The following is a 16,548-nucleotide window of genomic DNA, read 5'->3' on the forward strand; positions in this document are numbered from 1 at the left end:
TCTTCCACTCTCGACCTCGCTCGAGCGGGGGGACTCCATGACGGGCCGGTTGCGCCTGGACTGGGCTGAATCGTGCCGCTCGTGGACCGGATCGTGCCGCCCGCGGACGCCCGGCCACCACCTCTGACCCGCCGCCTCTTCCCCTGGCATATGCCAGGGGACGCCCGGATTCGGACTTGTTCCAAGGACGTGGCAACATGCCGTCATGTCCTCCGCGCTGACCGATCTTCTCCGCCATCCGATCGTGCAGGCCCCCATGGCGGGCGGCGTCTCCGTCCCCGCTCTCGCCGCGGCCGTGTCCGACGCCGGCGGCCTGGGGTTCCTCGCCGCCGGCTACAAGACCGCCGACGGGATGTACCAGGAGATCAAGCAGCTCAGGGGGCTGACGGGCAGCGTCTTCGGGGTGAACCTGTTCATGCCGCAGCCCGACCACTGCGACCGCGCCGCCGTCGAGGTCTACGCCGAGCAGCTCGCCGGCGAGGCCGCCTGGTACGAGACCGAACTGGGCGATCCCGACAGCGGCCGCGACGACGGCTACGACGCCAAGCTGGCCGTCCTCCTCGACAACCCGGTTCCCGTGGTCTCCTTCCACTTCGGGGTGCCCGAGCCTGCGGCCCTGGACTCCCTTCGGCGTGTGGGCACCTTCACGCTGGTCACCGCGACGACCGCGGACGAGGCCCTCGCGGTGCAGGAGGCGGGCGCCGACGCGGTGATCGTGCAGGGTGTCGAGGCCGGCGGCCACCAGGGCACCCACCGGGACATCCAGGAGAACGACGGGTCCGGCATCGGACTGCTCTCGCTCGTCGGGCAGGTGCGCGAGGCCGTACGGATCCCGATCGTGGCGGCCGGCGGCATCATGCGCGGCAGTCAGATCGCCGCGGTGCTCGCGGCGGGCGCGAGCGCGGCGCAGCTCGGCACCGCGTTCCTGGCCACGCCCGAATCCGGCGCGCACCCTCTGCACAAGCAGGCGCTGACCGACCCCCTCTTCGTCCGCACGGAGCTGACGCGCGCCTTCTCCGGACGCCCGGCACGCGGTCTGCTCAACCGGTTCATGCGCGAGCACGGGCCTTACGCGCCCGCCGCGTACCCCGAGATCAACCACCTCACCTCGACGCTGCGCAAGGCGGCCGCCAAGGCGGGTGACGCGCAGGGCATGGGGCTGTGGGCCGGGCAGGGGCACCGTCTGGCCCGCGAACTGCCCGCCGCGCAGCTGGTGGAGGTGCTCGCGGCGGAACTGGTGGCCGCGACAGTGTTGTCGAGGGGAGGTGCCGGGCGATGACGGCTCCCGTCTTCGTCGTGGACCAACTCGACAGAATTGGGCCGGAGTTCGTACTCGACGGACCGGAGGGGCGGCACGCTGTCTCGGTGAAGCGGCTGCGGCCCGGTGAGGACGTGGTCCTCACCGACGGGCGCGGACGGTGGACCGAAGGGGTGGTGAAGGCGGCCGAGGGCAAGGACCGGCTGGTGGTCATGGACCTGGAGTCCCTGCACGAGGAGCCCCCGGCGCCCGTTCGCATCACCGTCGTCCAGGCCCTGCCCAAGGGCGACCGGGGCGAGTTGGCCGTGGAGACCATGACCGAGGTCGGGGTGGACGCGATCGTCCCATGGGCGGCGTCCCGGTGCATCACGCAGTGGAAGGGCGACCGCGGGCTCAAGGCGCTCGGCAAATGGCGGGCGACCGCCCGGGAGGCGGGCAAGCAGTCCCGCCGCGTGCGCTTCCCTGAGGTCGCGGACGCGGCGACCACCAAGCAGGTCGCGGCACTCCTCGCCGAAGCCGATTTCGCCGCGGTCCTGCACGAGAGCGGCGACGAGCCCCTGGCGACCGTGGAGCTCCCCACCCGTGGTGAGATCGTGCTGGTCGTCGGACCCGAGGGAGGCGTCGCCCCGGAGGAGCTGGCGCAGTTCGGGGAGTCGGGGGCGCGGGCGTTCCGGCTGGGGCACACCGTCCTGCGGACATCGACCGCGGGGACCGTGGCGGCCGCGCTGCTGCTCGGCCGCACGGGCCGCTGGTCCTGACATCCGGGGAACACCGTGGAACTCGCCCAAGTACGGCTGCTGGTCACCGACTTCCCCCGCTGCTACCGGTTCTACGCCGAGGTACTCGGCCTCGAACCCCAGTCGGGGGCGGTGAACGGGCCCTACGAGAAGTTCAGCCCCGCCACCGGCTCGGCGGGCATCGCGCTGCAGGACCGGGCGATGATGGCCGGGATCCTCGGCGAACTGGGTGAGGAGCCGGTGGGCCACCGCTCACTGGTGGTGCTGCGCGTGGACGACCTGGACGCGTACTGCGAGCAGGCGACGTCCCGCGGCGCCGAACTGGTGCACGGTCCGGCCTCGATGACCGACCGCATGCGTGTCGCCCATCTCAGGGATCCCGAGGGGAACCTGATCGAGCTTCAGGAGTGGCTGCTGCTCCGCCCCTGACGGCGCGTCGGCAGAAGGCACGCAGCGATTCCGCCCCATCGGAACCGCTGCTCGCACCGGGGAACACGGGCCCCCGGGTGGCCGTATGCGCCCTACCGTCGACGGCGCGAGGGTGGCAATCTGCCGTCCATGGTGGCATTGAGACGTATTGGGCGGCGGCCGGCGGGGCGGCGGGCCGTGGTGGTCACCGGCGTCGTGGCGGCCGTCATGGGCGGAGTCGTGGCCTGCCAGCCCGGCGATCTCGGTTCCGTCTCGGTGGCGTACACGACCGACCGGACCGCCACCCAGGAGTTGGAGCGGCAGCACGTGAAGGTGCGCTGGCTCAGCTGTACGGGCACCTACGGCAACGGCGGCAGGAGCGCCGTGTCCGGGAGGACGCCCGCGCCCTCCGAGACCACCGTCGTCACCGTCGACTGCCAGGGGCGCACGGACGACGACAGGGACATCACCGTCAAGGGCCGCGTCACCCGTGCCGTCGACGGCGCCTGCGTGCGCGGGGACTTGAGGGCCACGGTGGGCGGCAGGCAGGTGTTCCACGTCCGGGGCCTCGGCGACTGCCACGCGGCCACACCGGCGCCGCCCGTCTCCTTCCAGCCGGCCGCGCCCGGGCAGCCCGGCCCCACCGTCACCGTGACGAGGACGATCTGGTGCCAGGGCGATCCCACCTGCTGGCCGGTGCGGGGCAAGTGACGGCTGCACGGGACCGGATCATGTGGGGTAAACCCCTGTTCGAGAGCGGGATCGCTGCTTAGGGTGACCTGGTGACTCAGTCCGCATCGCGCGCGTATCTACGGTTCCCGCATCTGTACGGCGAGTTGGTCGCCTTCACCGCCGAGGACGACGTCTGGGTCGCTCCCCTCGACGGCGGCCGCGCCTGGCGGGTCAGCGCCGACAACGTCCCGGTCAACCATCCTCGGATATCTCCGGACGGTACGACCGTCGCCTGGACCTCGACCCGCGACGGTGCGCCCGAGGTCCATATCGCCCCGATCGACGGCGGCCCCGCCAAGCGCCTGACGCACTGGGGCAGTTCGAAGACCCAGGTGCGCGGCTGGACCCGTGAGGGCGAGGTGCTCGCCCTGAGCACGGTCGGCCAGGCCTCGCTGCGCCGCACCTGGGTGCGCACCGTACCGCTCGACGGCGGACCAGCCACCACACTGCCGTACGGCCCCGTCGGCGAGGTCGCCCAGGGTCCGGCCAGGGTGCTGCTGTCCGCGCCCATGGGCCGTGAGGCCGCCCACTGGAAGCGGTACCGGGGCGGCACCGCGGGCAAGCTGTGGATCGACCGGGAGGGCGAGGGCGAGTTCGTACGGCTGCACGAGGACCTCGACGGGAACATCGAGTACCCGGCGTGGGTGGGCGAGCGCATAGCCTTCCTCTGCGACCACGAGGGCATCGGGGCGGTGTACTCGTCGCTCGCCGACGGCTCGGACCTGCGGCGGCACACCCCGCTCGACGGTTTCTACGCCCGGCACGCCGCCACCGACGGCACCCGTGTCGTGTACGCCGCCGCCGGTGAACTCTGGCTCCTCGACGACCTGGAGGGGGCCGAGCCCCGGCGGCTGGACATCCGGCTCGGCGGCCAGCGCGTCGACGTCCAGCCTTACCCCGTTAGCGCCGCCCGCTGGTTCGGAGCCGCCTCGCCCGACCACACCGGGCGCGGCAGCGCGGTCTCCGTGCGCGGTGCCGTCCACTGGGTCACCCACCGCTCGGGCCCTGCCCGTGCGCTCGCCGCCGAACCCGGCGTACGGGCCCGGCTGCCGCGCGCCTTCCGCGCCGACGGCGAGGAGTGGGTGGTGTGGGTGACGGACGCGGAGGGCGAGGACGCGCTGGAGTTCGCTCCCGCCACCGGCCTGCTGCCCGGTGCCGTCCCGCGCCGGCTCGCGGCCGGGCGGCTGGGACGGGTGCTGGGGCTCGCGGTGGCGCCGGACGGCAGCCGGGTCGCGGTCGCGGCACACGACGGACGGGTGCTGCTCGTCGAGCGGGACAGCGGTGAGGTGCGCGAGGTCGACCGTAGCGAGGACGGGGAGGTCACCGGGCTCGTCTTCTCGCCGGACTCGGCGTGGCTCGCCTGGTCGCACCCCGGTCCGCGCCCGCTGCGCCACCTCAAGCTCGCCAACACGGCCGACCTTTCGGTGACGGAGGCGACCCCGCTGCGCTTCCGGGACTATTCACCGGCGTTCACCCTGGACGGCAAGCACCTGGCGTTCCTCTCGGCACGCTCCTTCGACCCGGTCTACGACGAACACGTCTTCGACCTGGCGTTCGTGGGCGGCTCGCGGCCGCACCTGATCACCCTCGCCGCGACCACCCCGTCCCCCTTCGGGCCGCAGCGCCACGGCCGTCCCCTCGCGGCGCCCGAGAAGGACGAGACACCCGACAGCGAGGGCGCACCCACGACCCGGATCGACCTGGACGGGCTGGCCGACCGGATCGTGCCCTTCCCGGTCGAGGCCGCGCGCTACTCCGGGCTGCGGGCCGCCAAGGACGGGGTGCTGTGGCTGCGGCACCCGGTGCGCGGGGTGCTCGGTGCCTCGCGCGCCACGCCCGACGATCCGGACCCCAAGACGGAGCTGGAGCGCTACGACCTCGTCCAGCAGCGCATCGAGCACCTCGCCGCGGACGCCGACCAGTTCGCGGTCAGCGGTGACGGCAAGCGGGTGCTGCTGTGGACCGACGGCAAGCTCAAGGCCGTGCCGAGCGACCGGCGGGCCCCCAACGACGACGACAGCGACGCCAACGTCACCGTCGACCTGTCGCGGGTACGGCAGACGGTCGACCCCGCGGCCGAGTGGCGGCAGATGTACGACGAGACCGGCCGCCTGATGCGGGACAACTTCTGGCGGGCCGACCTGAACGGGGTCGACTGGCAGGGCGTACTGGACCGGTACCGGCCGGTGATCGCCCGGGTCGCCACGCACGACGATCTCGTGGACCTCCTCTGGGAGGTCCAGGGAGAGCTCGGCACCTCGCACGCGTACGTCACCCCGAACGGCCACGGGCCCGGCGGGGACCGGCGGCAGGGGCTCCTCGGGGCCGACATCTCCCGGCACGAGGACGGCGGCTGGCGGATCGACCGCGTGCTGCCCTCGGAGACCTCCGACCCGGCCGCCCACGCGCCACTGGCGGCGCCCGGCGTCGCCGTACGGGCCGGGGACGCGATCATCGCGGTCGGTGGTCAGCCGGTGGACCCGGTGACCGGGCCCGGGCCGCTGCTGGTCGGCACGGCGGGCACACCGGTGGAGCTGACGGTCTCACCGGCGGGCGGCGGCGATCCGCGGCATGTCGTCGTCGTGCCGATCGCGGACGAGGAACCGCTCAGGTACCACGCGTGGGTGGCGGACCGGCGGGCGTACGTGCACGAGCAGTCCGGTGGGCGGCTCGGCTATCTGCATGTGCCGGACATGCAGGCGCCCGGCTGGGCCCAGATCCACCGCGACCTGCGGATCGAGGTCGCCCGGGAGGGGCTGGTGGTGGACGTCCGCGAGAACCGGGGCGGGCACACCTCGCAGTTGGTCGTGGAGAAGCTCGCGCGGCGGATCGTCGGATGGGACCTCCCGCGCGGGCTGCGGGCGTACAGCTACCCCGAGGACGCCCCGCGCGGGCCCGTCGTCGCCGTCGCCAACGAGTTCTCCGGCTCGGACGGGGACATCGTGAACGCGGCGATCAAGGCGCTCGGGATCGGAACGGTCGTCGGGACCCGCACCTGGGGCGGCGTCATCGGCATCGACAGCAAGTACCGGCTCGTGGACGGCACGCTGGTGACCCAGCCGAAGTACGCGTTCTGGCTGGAGGGTTACGGGTGGGGCGTGGAGAACCACGGGGTCGATCCGGACGTCGAGGTGGTCCAGGCTCCGCAGGACTACGCGGCCGGACGGGACGCCCAGCTGGACGAGGCGGTGCGGAGGGCGCTGGCCGCGCTGGAGGAACACCCGTCGAAGACCCCGCCGGAGCTGCCGCCGCTGTGATCCGTCGCAGCCGCTGTGCACCCCCCGGGCCCGGCACCGGCGTAGGGACGCGCCTGGTCCGCCGCACGGCGTCGGTTCTTCCGTGCCCGCCCCTCTCAGGGCGGGCACGGAAGGCCGATACGATGCCGTCGTCATGATCAGTCTGTGCGAGGAGGCACCCATGGCGGGAGAGCCGCAGGACGACTGCCTGTTCTGCAAGATCATCGCGGGGCACATCCCGGCGACGATCGTCCGAGAGACCGACACCACCGTCGCCTTCCAGGACATCAACCCCCAGGCGCCGACCCACATACTGATCATTCCCCGGGTCCACTACCCGGACATCGCCTCCCTCGCCGCCGCCGAACCGGCCATCGCCGCCGACCTGCTGCACGAGGCCGGCGAGGTCGCGGCGCAGGAGAAGCTCGAGAGCTACCGCGTCGTCTTCAACACCGGCAGCGGCGCAGGACAGACCGTCTGGCACGCGCACGGCCACCTTCTCGGCGGCCGCGGCATGCAGTGGCCCCCCGGGTAAGGCGCCGTGTCCGCACGTGAACTGGTGGTCCTGGGCACCGCCAGCCAGGTCCCGACCCGGCAGCGCAACCACAACGGCTACCTGCTGCGGTGGGACGGGGAGGGCATCCTCTTCGATCCCGGTGAGGGCACCCAGCGGCAGATGCTCCGGGCCGGGGTCGCCGCCCACGACCTGCGCCGGATCTGCATCACCCACTTCCACGGAGACCATTCGCTGGGGCTGGCCGGGGTCATTCAGCGCATCAACCTGGACAGGGTGCCGCACAGGATCACCGCGCACTATCCGCGGTCCGGGCAGCTCTTCTTCGAGCGGCTGCGGTACGCGACGGCCTACCGGGAGACCGCGCAGCTGGCCGAGGAACCGGTCGCCGAGGACGGGGTGCTCGCGACGACCCCCGCGTACACGCTCGAAGCCCGCCGGCTGTCCCACCCCGTGGAGTCGTTCGGGTACCGGCTCGTCGAGCCCGACGGGCGGCGGATACTGCCCGAGCGGCTCGCCGAGTACGGGATCAAGGGCCCTGACGTGGGCCGAATCCAGCGCGAGGGCTCCCTGGACGGGGTCCCGCTGGAAGCCGTGAGTGAGCCACGGCGCGGTCAGCGGTTCGCGTTCGTCATGGACACCAGGCTGTGCGACGGGGTGCACGCCCTCGCCGAGGGCTGCGACATGCTCGTCATCGAGTCCACCTTCCTCGACGAGGACGAGGAACTCGCGGCCGAGCACGGTCATCTGACGGCCGGTCAGGCAGCTCGGGTGGCCCAGGAAGCCGGCGTGCGGCATCTGGTCCTCACCCACTTCAGCCAGCGCTACTCGGAGCCCGAGGAGTTCGAGCGGCAGGCCCGGGCCGCCGGCTTCGAAGGGGAGCTGACCGTGGCGCACGACCTGCTCAGGGTGCCTGTCCCGAAACGCGCATGACCGGGCCTTACGATGCTTTGATGCCCCTCCCCAAAGCTGAACTGCACCTCCACATCGAAGGCACCCTCGAACCCGGACTGGCCTTCGCGCTGGCCGCGCGCAACGGCGTGGCACTGCCCTACGCCGACGCGGACGCGCTGCGCGAGGCCTATGCCTTCGAGGACCTCCAGTCCTTTCTGAACCTGTACTACGAGCTCATGGCCGTGCTGCGGACCGAGCAGGACTTCGAGGACCTCGCGAACGCCTATCTGGAGCGGGCCGCCGCGCAGGGTGTGCGGCATGCCGAGATCTTCTTCGACCCGCAGGCCCACATCGTCCGGGGCGTCGACATGGGCACGGTCGTCGAGGGGCTGTGGCGGGCGCTCGGCCGCAGCGAGGAGAACCACGGCGTCTCCACTCAGCTGATCATGTGCTTCCTGCGGGACGAGTCCGCCGATTCGGCCCTCGAGACGCTCGAGGCCGCCAAGCCGTACCTCAACCGGATCGCCGGCGTCGGCCTCGACTCCGCCGAGGTCGGCCACCCGCCGGTCACGTTCCGCGAGGTCTACGAGGCCGCAGCCGCCCTCGGGCTGCGCCGGGTCGCGCACGCCGGTGAGGAGGGACCGCCGGAGTACATCACCGAGGCCCTCGACGTCCTCGGGGTGGAGCGCATCGACCACGGACTGCGCTGCATGGAGGACCCCGCGCTCGTGGAGCGGCTGGTGCGCGAGCGCGTGCCGCTGACGCTGTGCCCGCTGTCCAACGTCCGGCTGCGGGCCGTGGACACCCTGGCGGACCACCCGCTGCCCGCGATGCTCGACGCCGGGCTGCTGTGCACCGTCAACTCCGACGATCCCGCGTACTTCGGCGGCTACATCGGGGACAACTTCCACGCCGTACGCGACACCCTCGGCCTGACCGAGGAGCGGATGCGCGAGCTGGCCCGCAACTCCTTCGCCGCCTCCTTCCTGGAGCACGACGAGGAGCGGCGGACGCGCTATCTGGCCGAGGTGGACGCGTACGAGTTCGGCGGACGCTAGACGGTTCCGGGCCCCGGTGCGGCGGTCGCCTGCCGGGGTCCCGCCGTGTCGTACTCCTCTTGCGCCGTCACCGCCGTCGCGTCGAGCGGGAACTCCACGACCGTCTGCTCCGGTGCGCCGGCCGCTGGTACCGCACCCGAGGGGGTGCCCGTGGTGACGGCCACCACGACCGCCGAGGTGCGACGGCGTGCCGCGCCGGGCAGCAGGGGACGGCCGCCGGTGTGCAGGGCGACCGCGGTCAGCGGGAGCGTGATGACCAGCAGGCCGGCGGCGAGGATCGTGCCCATCGCCGGGAAGCCCGCCTGCGCGGACAGCAGGCTGCCGGCCAGGGGACCCGCCGCGGTGCCCAGCGAGGACGCCGAGCCGACCAGGACGGCCCAGCGGCCGCGGCTGTCGAGGGAGGCGGCCAGACCGATCAGATACGACAGCACGATCGGGTAGAGCGTGTTCCAAGCGATCTCGCCGGCCGCGAAGGTGCCGAGGCCGTTGGCGGAGGCGCTGAGCGCGATGCAGCCGGCGATGAGCGCGGTACCCGCGCCGATGGGCACCGCGCGGCCGAGGCGCGGGCCGAGCACGCTCGCACCGATCACGCCGAGCAGCCCGGCGCCGAGCGCGACCGCGAAGACTGCGCCGACGGTGACCTCCGAGAGGTGCGCCTGGGTGAGCCCGATGCGCCCGCTGACGCCCCACAGGGAGTTCTGGGCGAGGGACCAGCACAGGATCCCGGCCGCGAGGACGAGCCCGGAGCGGGCACGGGGCAGGCGGCCCGTCGCGCCCGTCCCGCGGGGAGGCGTCGCCGACCGGGCCGGACCGGCGAGGCGGCCGGTCGCGGGCCACACCAGCAGCGCGGTGAGCGCGAGCGCGGCCAGCGGGAGACCGTGGCCCGGCCCGAGGTGGGGGACCGTCAGATAGACCACCCCGGCGAGCGCGGAGACGCCGAGCAGACCCAGGGTGGAGGCACGGTGCGGGTCGCGGTGGGCGGCGATTCCGGTCGCGGCGACCGTGGTGGCCGTACCCGAGCCGAATCCGCCCGCGACCGCTCCCGCGACGACCACCGGGATGCTGTGGCTGAGTGCGGCCGTGCCGTACCCGGCGGCGGCGAGCAGCAGCCCCGCACGCGCGAGGCGGCGGGTGCCGATGCGGTGGACGTGGGCGGCGAGCAGGAAGCCCGCGCAGGCCGAACTCAACAGCAGGGCGCTGCCGATGGAACCGGCCTGGGTCGGGGACAGCGGCAGGCCGGAATCGAGCCTGCCGACCGTGGTCGGCAGCAGATAGGCGGCGAGGTACCCGGCCGTGAAGAGGGCGACGAGGGGCCAGGGCGGGGCGGGGCGGGAGGACACGGGCGTTCCAGGGCGTGCGGGATGGGCGGCTGGAAAAAAAGGGGGGTGGGCGCCGTCCGTCGACCGACAGGAACGTGCGGGAAATTTGTATCAAGCACGCGGTTCGAGAAGAAGCTCAGGATGTGTGATCTGGATCACTTTTCAGTTTGAGGCTGGTGGCGGCGGGTAAGTGCTCGGCTTTTCGATGATCGTCGCCGGATGTTCCCGTGTCAGCGCCAGTGCGGCGCCCCGGCGCGGGGTGCCGCGACCCCCTCGATCCGGTCCCGCACCTCGCGCATCACGGCGACGATGCGCTCCTCATGACCCGGCGTCAGCCGGGCCACCGGCACCGAGCAGCTGATGGCGTCCTGGGCCGGGGTGTCGTAGCGGAGCGCGAAGCCGAAGCCGACGATGCCGAGGACGCTCTCCTCGCGGTCGACGGAGTGACCGCGCTCGCGGATCGCGGCGAGGTCCGCCAGCAGCGACGCGCGCGTCGTGTGCGTCTGCGGGGTGAGCGCCTCGTACGGGCCGGCGGGCACCGACTCGTCCGGCCGTTCCGCCAGCAGCGCCTTGCCGAGCGCGCCCGCGTGCGCCGGCAGCCGTCGGCCCACCCGGCTGATCGTCCGCAGGTATTCGTGCGATTCGCGCGTCGCCAGATAGGCCACGTCCGTGCCGTCGAGCCGTCCCATGTGGATCGTCTCGCCGAGCGCCTCCGACGCCTCGTCGAGATATGGGCGCACCGACCGGACCCGCGGGTCGGAGTCCAGATAGCTCGTGCCCGTCAGCAGGGCGTGGATGCCGATGCCGTAGAGGGAGCCCGTGACGTCCGTGCGCACCCACCCCCGTGCGATGAGGGTCTGCAGCAGGGCGTACATCGAACTGCGCGGCACCGACAACTGGTCGGCCAGCTCCTGCAGGCGCGCCGGACGGTCGCCGCGTGCGGCGAGCACCTCGAGCAGCTCCACCGTGCGCGCGGCCGACTTCACCTCGCGGACGCCCCCTGTCTCTGACATGCGCCGATGGTAATCCGGGGCGACGGCGCCACCCGGTCCCCGGGCAGTCGTCGACGGGCCTGCATCCGCCTCTCTTGGTGCACACTGGCTGGATCCGCACCATGTCAGGGAGCCACCGTGACCTCGACCACCGGAGAGGGACCGCACCGCCATCCCCACATCGGGGAGGACCCGCACCACCATCCCGACTTCGATCCCCTGACCGCTCTGCGCGCGCCCGGGGACCCGCCCTGGGACGTCTACCTCACGGGAACGGTGTTCCTCGACATCATCTTCACCGGGCTGGACTCCGCCCCAGTGCGCGGAACCGAGTCCTGGGCGCGCGGGATGGGTTCGAGCCCCGGCGGCGTCGCCAACATGGCCGCCGCGCTGGCCCGCCTCGGGCTGCGGACCTGCCTGGCGGCCGCCTTCGGCGACGACCACTACGGCGAGTACTGCTGGGACGAGCTGGAGCAGGGCGAGGGCATCGACCTCTCCACCTCGCGCCGGGTCTCCGGCTGGCACTCGCCGGTCACCGTCTCCATGGCGTACGAGGGCGAGCGCACCATGGTCTCCCACGGCCACGAACCGCCGCCGGAGGAGCCCGCCCCCGCCTGCCCGCCCCGCGCCCGCGCCGCCGTCGCCTCGCTGACGCCGGGCCGACCCGCCCCCTGGATCGCCGAGGCCGCCAAGAAGGGCACCCGGGTCTTCGCCGACGTCGGCTGGGACGGCACCGGCGCCTGGGACCTGGCCGGACTCACCGATCTCGAGCACTGCGAGGCGTTCCTGCCGAACGCGGAGGAGGCCATGCGGTACACGGGCACGGACTGCCCGCGCGCCGCCGCCCGTGCGCTGACCGACCATGTGCCGCTGGCCGTCGTCACCCTCGGCGCCGAGGGCGCGTACGCCGTGGACGGGCGCACCGGGGAATCCGCCGGCGTGCCCGCCATCGCCGTGGAGGCACTCGACCCCACGGGTGCGGGCGACGTCTTCGTGGCAGGGTTCGTCACCGGCACGCTGGCCGAGTGGCCGCTGGCCGACCGCCTCGCCTTCGCGGGTCTGACCGCCGCTCTGTCCGTGCAGGAGTTCGGCGGCTCGCTCTCGGCGCCCGGCTGGTCCGAGATCGCGGCGTGGTGGCGCCGGGTGCAGTCGTACGAGGACCAGGACCCCGTGGCGCTCAGCCGCTACGCGTTCCTGGAAGGGCTCGTCCCGGAGGCGAGCGTCGAGCCGTGGCCGCGCCGCAGGGCCGTGCCGACCATCGGGTTCCGCCGCCCGGCGTGAGCGGTCGCGGAGTTCGGGGCGAGGCCCGTCAGAAGCCCAGCCGCCGCAGCTGCTTGGGGTCCCGCTGCCAGTCCTTGGCCACCTTCACATGGAGGTCGAGGAAGACCGGGGTCCCGAGGAGTGCCTCGATGTGCTTGCGGGACTTCATGCCGACTTCCTTCAGCCGCTTGCCCTTCGGCCCGATGATGATCCCCTTCTGGCTGGGCCGCTCGATGTAGAGGTTCGCGTGGATGTCGAGGAGCGGCCGGTCCGCCGGGCGGTCCTCGCGCGGCAGCATCTCCTCCACCACCACGGCGATCGAGTGCGGCAGTTCGTCACGCACGCCCTCGAGCGCCGCCTCGCGGATCAGCTCGGCCACCATGACCTGCTCCGGCTCGTCCGTCAGATCGCCCTCGGGGTAGAGCGCGGGGCCCTCGGGCAGCAGCGGGATCAGCAGGTCCGCCAGCAGGTCCACCTGCTTGGCCCCGACCGCCGACACGGGCACGATCTCCGCCCACTCGATGCCGAGCTCCTGGCCCAGCCGGTCGATCGCGATCAGCTGCTCGGCCAGGGTCTTGGAGTCCACGAGGTCGGTCTTCGTGACGATCGCGACCTTGGGGGTCTTCTTGATCCCCGCCAGTTCCTTGGCGATGAAGCGGTCACCGGGGCCGATCTTCTGGTCGGCGGGCAGGCAGAAACCGATCACGTCGACCTCGGCCCAGGTCGTGCGGACCACGTCGTTGAGCCGCTCGCCCAGCAGCGTGCGCGGCTTGTGCAGACCAGGGGTGTCGACCAGGATCAGCTGCGCGTCCGGGCGGTGCACGATGCCCCGCACCGTGTGCCGCGTCGTCTGCGGCCGGTTCGAGGTGATCGCCACCTTCTGCCCGACGAGAGCGTTCGTGAGGGTGGACTTGCCGGCATTGGGACGGCCCACGAAACAGGCGAATCCCGCCCGGTGGACGGCCTCGGTCGGCTCGGAGGACTGGGTGCGAACGCTCATGGCGCCCATTCTCCCTGATCCACGGAGCCCCGCCGCACGGCCGAGCGCCCCCGGGCCCGGTGAGGGTACGGGAAACCCGGGGCACCACGGAACGTCACCGGGACAACCCCGTACGGAACCGGAAAACGCGGCCATGCCCTGGGCTCTCCCGCGACCGGAGAGGAGGAGCCCACCCGCCGGGACCTTACGGCGCAGGCCGGGACCGCCTACGATCGCGGCGTCCCGGGCCACGGAGCCCGGGACTCCCGCTTCGCCCCGCCCCCGCGCAGAAGGTCACGTGCCCGGCATGAAGCTCATCACCGCGATCGTCAAGCCGTTCCGCCTCGACACGGTCAAGACGGCCCTCCAGGAACTCGGTGTGCACGGACTGACCGTGACCGAGGCGAGCGGCTACGGACGCCAGCGGGGCCACACCGAGGTGTACCGGGGGGCCGAGTACCGGGTCGACGTCGTGCCCAAGGTCCGGATCGAGGTCGTGGTGGAGGACGCGGAGGCCGACGCCGTCATCGACGCGATCGTGCGGGCCGCCCGGACCGGGAAGATCGGGGACGGGAAGGTGTGGGCGCTGCCGGTGGAGACGGTCGTACGGGTACGGACCGGCGAGCGCGGCCCCGACGCCCTCTGACCGTCAGCCACCCCGCCACGGCCCCCGCCGCGGCCGCCACCGCCACCACCAGCCACGGGAGCGCGACAAAGGACGTGCCCGCCGACTCGCGGGTGTCCTTCGCGCTCGCCGTCACCGTGACCTCGCCCCAGTCGAACTGGGGGGCGCCCCGCCACGGTGCGGTGAGCCGCACACGCTGACCGGGCAGCAGCTCCGGGGGAACCTTGGCAATGCGACGGGCAAGGAGCGTACGGCCGAAGAGGCCCGTCGCCCGCAGCTCCACCGCCGGGTCGAGGGTGACGTTGCCGGTGTTGTGCAGGGTGTAGGTGAGGGTGGCCGTGCTGTTCCCGAGGCCGGGAACCAGGGGCTGGTGGTGGCTGAGGCGGACGTCCTCGACGGCGATGGCGGCGAGGGTGGGCCCGCCGACCCGGAGGTAGACGCGGGCGCCGACGGCCTGCTGCACACCGAGTGCGAGGGAGCCGTTCCCACGGTCGACCCGCTCGTCCAGCGCCACCAGGGCGCCCGGGTGGTCGCCCGGTTCGGCGTCCTCGGGCACCCGGAGCGTGAAGGGCACGGTGACCGCGCGGTGCGCTGGAACGGTCACCCGGTCCTTCGCGGGCTTCGCCCAGGCGCCCACCCCCCGCTGCCTCTCCGTGAGCGTCCGCACGGCGAACCCGCCGTCGCGCACGGTGTTGTAGGCGTCGGCCGCGTACAGCCGGAAGGTGAGCGGCTTCCCGGTCTTGTTGGCGACGACCACCTTGTCGTCGAGGGTCGTTCCCGGGTCGGCGGAGAGATAGAAGTACGGGCGTGCGGCGAGCTGCGAGGAGGCGGGGTAGACCGACCAGCCGCCGTTGTCGGCCGCGTGGGCGGGCACCGCCGGGGCGGCGAGGAGAAGGGACAGCAGGAGAGCCAGGAGCGGGGCGTTCGGCTTGCGCATGGGTGCGGACCCCCGGGAAGGAGGTGGACGGGCGGGTGCGGGCCCCGGTGCGAGGGCCGCCCGGCCGCTGGGCGAGATGAACCGGACTCAGGTGAGCGTGAGCGTCAGCACGCCGGAGTACGACCCGGGCGGGGCGAACGCGGGGACGTCCAGCGAGAGCCCGGCGTCGACGGTGAACTCACCGCCGGTGAGCGTGCCGTCGGGTGTGGACGCCAGGGTCGCGCCCGAAGCGCCCACCGCACCCGCCGAGCCGGCCCGGCAGGTGCCCGGGCTGCCCGCCTTGGTGGCGCAGGCGGGGGTCCAGCTCAGCCGTCCGGCGTCGATCCTGGCGCCGGGCCCGGTGAAGTCGGTGACCTTGCCGGTCAGGGACCAGCCCGCGGGTCCGCCGCGGAAGTCCTTGACGGTCACCGTCTGCAGGGCGCCCTGCGAGGCCCCGCCCTTGCCGAAGTCGACCGAGGACAGTTGCACGCTGTCCCCGGCCTGCGACATCGACAGGGTGCCGGCCTTCACCGCGGCGGTGAGCTTCTGGCTGTTCGCCGGGACGGGTGTGTCGTCCACGACGGTGTACGCGGCGGGACCGGCCCCCTTGTCCTGGCTCCAGGCGCCGCCCTCGTAGGCCACGACACCGGTCGTCGTCGTGTCGTTCACGACGAGCGAGCCGCTGAAGCCGCCCTGCGCGTCCGCGGTCACTGCCGCCGTGTCCGCGGTCTGCGTAGCGCCGGACCGGCCCGCCAGTGTCACGGTCGCGCCCGGGGTGAAGTTGCCGCCCGTGACGGTGACGCTGTCGCCGGGCTTTCCGGAGGCCGAACCGAGGGTGATGGCACGGTTGTTGACGGGCGTGGAGTCCGTCGCGGTGACCGTCTCGGAGACGGGCGCGGGCGGCTGGGTGACCGTGCAGGGGGTGTCCAGCTCGAGGATGTAGCTGGTGTGGATGTTGTAGTCGCCCGGCGAGAGCGTGATGGCGCCGGGCGAGGTGACCGTGAAGGTGCCGGTCATGCTGAACGACGGGAAGGCGCCCCTGCCCGGCACCGGATCGTTCTTCTTGGGTCCGGTGACGGTGACGCTGCCGGTCTGCGCCCCGCCGAGGGTGACCTTGCCGGTGGGCGTCATGATGTCGGCCGGCAGGGCGAGATCGGTGGGGTTGCTCGCGGCGGGCGTGACCACCGTGTAGGTGACGGCGACCGTGTCACCGACCTTGGGGGCGGCGTTGTCCACCGTGATCTTCGCGGTGGTGGTGCCGTCGATCGGCGGGATGCCCGCGATCGCGGGCGGGATGCAGTGGGTGGGGAAGTCCACCTGCTGCGGGGCGGCTCCGGCCGGGCAGGCCAGGGCGCCTGTGCCGGCGACGGCCAGAGCGGTCACCGCGAGCACCGAGGCCCAGCGGCGTCTTCGGGTTTGCAAAGCCATGATGGCCCCCTCGTGTGATTGCGGGCGCGGCGGCTCTTCCGCACCGACAGGGGGCATTGATGTGCGGGTCGTGTGAGAAGTCAATGGAGATGCGGCAAGTGGACTGACGATCCGTCAGTTCTCGTTCTGCGCAAGGGCGGTTACCGCCCCGCGTCCGGACGGCAGGCAACGGCCGCCGTCCGGACGGACAGC

General features: G+C 72.8%; 14 protein-coding genes and 1 pseudogene. 10 read left to right on the forward strand and 5 right to left on the reverse strand.

Annotated features, from left to right (window positions below; genetic code table 11):
- Window positions 1-205 precede the first annotated feature (205 nt).
- The 8 genes from ACQEXA_RS37185 to ACQEXA_RS37220 all read left to right on the forward strand — a co-directional run bounded on the left by ACQEXA_RS37185 (window position 206) and on the right by ACQEXA_RS37220 (window position 8,837).
- Window positions 206-1,279, forward strand: a complete 1,074-nt coding sequence (locus ACQEXA_RS37185) for a nitronate monooxygenase (protein WP_432927522.1) — start codon at window positions 206-208, stop codon at window positions 1,277-1,279.
- Window positions 1,276-2,016: a 16S rRNA (uracil(1498)-N(3))-methyltransferase gene (locus ACQEXA_RS37190; RefSeq protein ID WP_432927520.1), complete on the forward strand. Its 741-nt coding sequence runs from the start codon at window positions 1,276-1,278 to the stop codon at window positions 2,014-2,016. Before ACQEXA_RS37185 ends, ACQEXA_RS37190 begins: the two co-directional genes overlap by 4 nt.
- Before the next feature lie 15 nt (window positions 2,017-2,031).
- Window positions 2,032-2,424: a VOC family protein gene (locus tag ACQEXA_RS37195; protein ID WP_432927518.1), complete on the forward strand. Its 393-nt coding sequence runs from the start codon at window positions 2,032-2,034 to the stop codon at window positions 2,422-2,424.
- Between the two features lie 129 nt (window positions 2,425-2,553).
- The gene (locus tag ACQEXA_RS37200) at window positions 2,554-3,114 is read left to right on the forward strand and encodes a hypothetical protein (RefSeq protein ID WP_432927516.1); all 561 of its coding nucleotides are present in this window, start codon (window positions 2,554-2,556) and stop codon (window positions 3,112-3,114) included.
- Window positions 3,115-3,185: 71 nt separating this feature from the next.
- The gene (locus ACQEXA_RS37205; protein WP_433132242.1) at window positions 3,186-6,392 is read left to right on the forward strand and encodes a S41 family peptidase; all 3,207 of its coding nucleotides are present in this window, start codon (window positions 3,186-3,188) and stop codon (window positions 6,390-6,392) included.
- A gap of 160 nt (window positions 6,393-6,552) precedes the next feature.
- A complete protein-coding gene (locus ACQEXA_RS37210; protein WP_432927512.1) occupies window positions 6,553-6,906 on the forward strand; it encodes a histidine triad nucleotide-binding protein in 354 nt (117 codons plus the stop codon).
- A 6-nt stretch (window positions 6,907-6,912) separates the two neighbouring features.
- Window positions 6,913-7,818 (forward strand): ribonuclease Z, encoded by a 906-nt coding sequence (locus ACQEXA_RS37215; protein WP_432927510.1) that lies wholly within the window; start codon window positions 6,913-6,915, stop codon window positions 7,816-7,818.
- 20 nt (window positions 7,819-7,838) lie between these two features.
- On the forward strand, window positions 7,839-8,837 hold the full coding sequence (locus tag ACQEXA_RS37220; RefSeq protein ID WP_432927509.1) for an adenosine deaminase: 999 nt from the start codon (window positions 7,839-7,841) through the stop codon (window positions 8,835-8,837).
- Here ACQEXA_RS37220 and ACQEXA_RS37225 read toward each other — a convergent pair.
- Both ACQEXA_RS37225 and ACQEXA_RS37230 read right to left on the reverse strand, forming a co-directional pair.
- Window positions 8,834-10,177, reverse strand: a complete 1,344-nt coding sequence (locus tag ACQEXA_RS37225) for an MFS transporter (RefSeq protein WP_432927507.1) — start codon at window positions 10,175-10,177, stop codon at window positions 8,834-8,836. The genes ACQEXA_RS37220 and ACQEXA_RS37225 overlap by 4 nt on opposite strands.
- A gap of 209 nt (window positions 10,178-10,386) precedes the next feature.
- A complete protein-coding gene (locus ACQEXA_RS37230) occupies window positions 10,387-11,169 on the reverse strand; it encodes an IclR family transcriptional regulator (protein ID WP_432927505.1) in 783 nt (260 codons plus the stop codon).
- A gap of 117 nt (window positions 11,170-11,286) precedes the next feature.
- On the opposite strand from ACQEXA_RS37230, the gene ACQEXA_RS37235 reads away from it, so the two are divergent.
- Window positions 11,287-12,429, forward strand: coding sequence for a carbohydrate kinase family protein (locus tag ACQEXA_RS37235; protein WP_432927503.1), 1,143 nt, complete (start codon window positions 11,287-11,289; stop codon window positions 12,427-12,429).
- A gap of 28 nt (window positions 12,430-12,457) precedes the next feature.
- Here ACQEXA_RS37235 and era read toward each other — a convergent pair whose 3' ends face one another.
- A complete protein-coding gene (gene era, locus ACQEXA_RS37240) occupies window positions 12,458-13,417 on the reverse strand; it encodes a GTPase Era (RefSeq protein WP_359391091.1) in 960 nt (319 codons plus the stop codon).
- Window positions 13,418-13,694: 277 nt separating this feature from the next.
- On the opposite strand from era, the gene ACQEXA_RS37245 reads away from it, so the two are divergent.
- Window positions 13,695-14,033: a P-II family nitrogen regulator gene (locus tag ACQEXA_RS37245; protein WP_359391093.1), complete on the forward strand. Its 339-nt coding sequence runs from the start codon at window positions 13,695-13,697 to the stop codon at window positions 14,031-14,033.
- On the opposite strand, the pseudogene ACQEXA_RS37250 reads toward ACQEXA_RS37245, so the two are convergent.
- A pseudogene (locus ACQEXA_RS37250) lies at window positions 13,930-14,949 on the reverse strand (WxL protein peptidoglycan domain-containing protein); the annotation flags it as partial. The gene ACQEXA_RS37245 and the pseudogene ACQEXA_RS37250 sit on opposite strands and share 104 nt — an antisense overlap.
- Before the next feature lie 87 nt (window positions 14,950-15,036).
- Entirely contained in the window at window positions 15,037-16,356 is a 1,320-nt protein-coding gene (locus ACQEXA_RS37255) for a beta-xylosidase (protein ID WP_432927501.1), read from the reverse strand.
- Window positions 16,357-16,548 lie beyond the last annotated feature (192 nt).

Origin of the sequence: Streptomyces sp. CA-106110, from assembly GCF_050936285.1 — a bacterium.
Classification (GTDB): domain Bacteria; phylum Actinomycetota; class Actinomycetes; order Streptomycetales; family Streptomycetaceae; genus Streptomyces.